The 1777-nt window shown below is 62.4% G+C and carries 1 protein-coding gene and 2 pseudogenes; 1 reads left to right on the top strand and 2 read right to left on the bottom strand.

Going from position 1 to position 1777, the window contains the following annotated elements; genetic code table 11:
* Positions 1 to 474 (bottom strand): annotated as a pseudogene (locus tag J6525_RS46290) (transposase family protein); the annotation flags it as partial.
* Positions 475 to 542: 68 nt separating this feature from the next.
* On the opposite strand from J6525_RS46290, the gene J6525_RS46285 reads away from it, so the two are divergent.
* Positions 543 to 1306 (top strand): IS5 family transposase gene (locus J6525_RS46285; RefSeq protein WP_225649596.1). Its coding sequence is split into 2 segments (ribosomal slippage): positions 543 to 878 and positions 881 to 1306, totalling 762 coding nucleotides; the frame shifts between segments, so codons are not numbered across the junction.
* Here the strand turns inward: J6525_RS46285 and J6525_RS46280 are convergent.
* Positions 1273 to 1777: pseudogene (locus J6525_RS46280) on the bottom strand (IS5/IS1182 family transposase); the annotation flags it as partial. The gene J6525_RS46285 and the pseudogene J6525_RS46280 overlap by 34 nt on opposite strands.

Genomic DNA, 1777 nt, shown 5'->3' with positions numbered 1-1777 from the left:
GATGCGGTCGCCGAGGCGTCCCTTGAGATAATTTCTGTCCATGCGGTGCTCGGCCTTGACGTGGCCGATGACGGGCTCGACAGCCGCGCGACGCTTCATCTCGCGACGGATGGAAGCTGTGACGCGGCGGACCTGACCCGAGATCCAGACCCTGAACCGATGCGGGTGGTTGTGACCGCGATATCCTTTGTCGACGTGGATACCGCGAGCCTCCACCCCGGTGAGCTTCTCCATGTCGGCGATTACGGGACCGAGCGTGTGCCCATCGAAGGGATTGCCATGCAGCGCCTTGGCATGGAGCACGAACTGGCCGCCCTTCGGAGACGTCACAGGGGTGGCGATGCTGACCTTGCAGCCGAACTCGTAGGGCGTGCGGGCTTTACCCTTGCCGATGCACTCAACCTCCGGAGCATGTAACGCATAGACCTTCGGACCGCGCTGATGCTGATCCTGGCTGCGCACCTGCTGCGCTAGGCGGTGTGGACTCTAAGGATTCCCTTTTAGGAGCAAATCAGATTCAAGGCTGCTTTTGGGAGGCAGTCTTGGGTGTGATGGATCGTCTGGTGTTGAGCGATGCGGCTTGGGAGCGGATGGCGCCGCTGATCATAGGCCGGCCTGACCAGAAGGGCTCGACCGGGCGCGACAATCGGATGTTCGTGGAAGGTGTGCTGTGGATCGTTCGCACGGGCTCTCCCTGGCGTGATCTTCCGGAAGCGTTCGGGGATTGGAACAGCGCGTTCCGGCGCTTCAGCCGATGGAGTGCCAAAGGCGTCTGGTGGCGGATCTTCGAGGCAATGTCCGACGATCCGGACTTCGAATATCTGATTGTCGATTCCACCATTGTTCGAGCCCATCAGCATGCTGCCGGGGCCAAAAAAGGGGGTCTGAAGATCAGGCGCTTGGCCGTTCGCGCGGCGGCCTGAGCACCAAGATACATATGGCCGTTCGCGGCTTGGGATGTCCGGTACGGTTCACGATCACCGCAGGCCAGAAGGGCGATGCACCGCAAGCCGCCACATTGATCGAGGGATTGGCTGCCGAGGTTTTCATGGCCGATACGGCTTATGACGCCGATCACCTGCGCCAGGACATTGCAGCCAAGGGCGCGCTCGCCGTCATCCCCAACAACCCGTCACGCGCGCTCAAGTATCCGCTCGACAAGCATCTCTATGCCCAGCGCCATCTCGTCGAATGCTGCTTCTCAAAGCTCAAGCAATTCCGCCGCGTCGCAACCCGCTTCGAAAAGACCGCCCGAAATTACCTTGCCGTCATCACTCTCGCAGCCATCGTCCTATGGCTGCGATAACTGTCCACACCGCCTAAACCGAGCAACGGGCCGAAGCGAGCTTCCAGCACCGTATCGCCATCAATCTTGCGGCGGATGTCGCGGATGATCCGGCCAAGCCGTGTCCGCAGGAACTTGAGCTGCCGCCGGGCGCGTTTGAACTGGTGGGCGTGGGTATAGCGGCCGGTCATGACGGCGGCGCGCTTGGCCAGGCGCAGATAGCTCTGGCGTAGCGGCACACGGTTGCGCTTGGCGAGCCCGACCAGCTTGATGATTGCTCGATGCAGGAGCCGCGCGTCGGTCGGATGCGCAACCGCCTTGGGCTGCACCGTGGTATCGACCACCACGCGCTCCAGGTCCTTCGGGCCGAGGGCGCCTGTCTTGTGCGCCACCGACAGACTTTCCTGGATTAGCGCAACGAGCTGCTCCTCGCCGAGCCGCTGCCGCCAGCGCGTCATCGACGATCGATCGAACGGCAGACGGTGGCGGAAG

The sequence above is a fragment of the Bradyrhizobium australafricanum genome, assembly GCF_020329495.1.
GTDB lineage: Bacteria > Pseudomonadota > Alphaproteobacteria > Rhizobiales > Xanthobacteraceae > Bradyrhizobium > Bradyrhizobium australafricanum.
The sequence above is the reverse complement of the archived record's forward strand: the minus strand, read 5'-3'. Positions and strand labels throughout refer to the sequence as shown.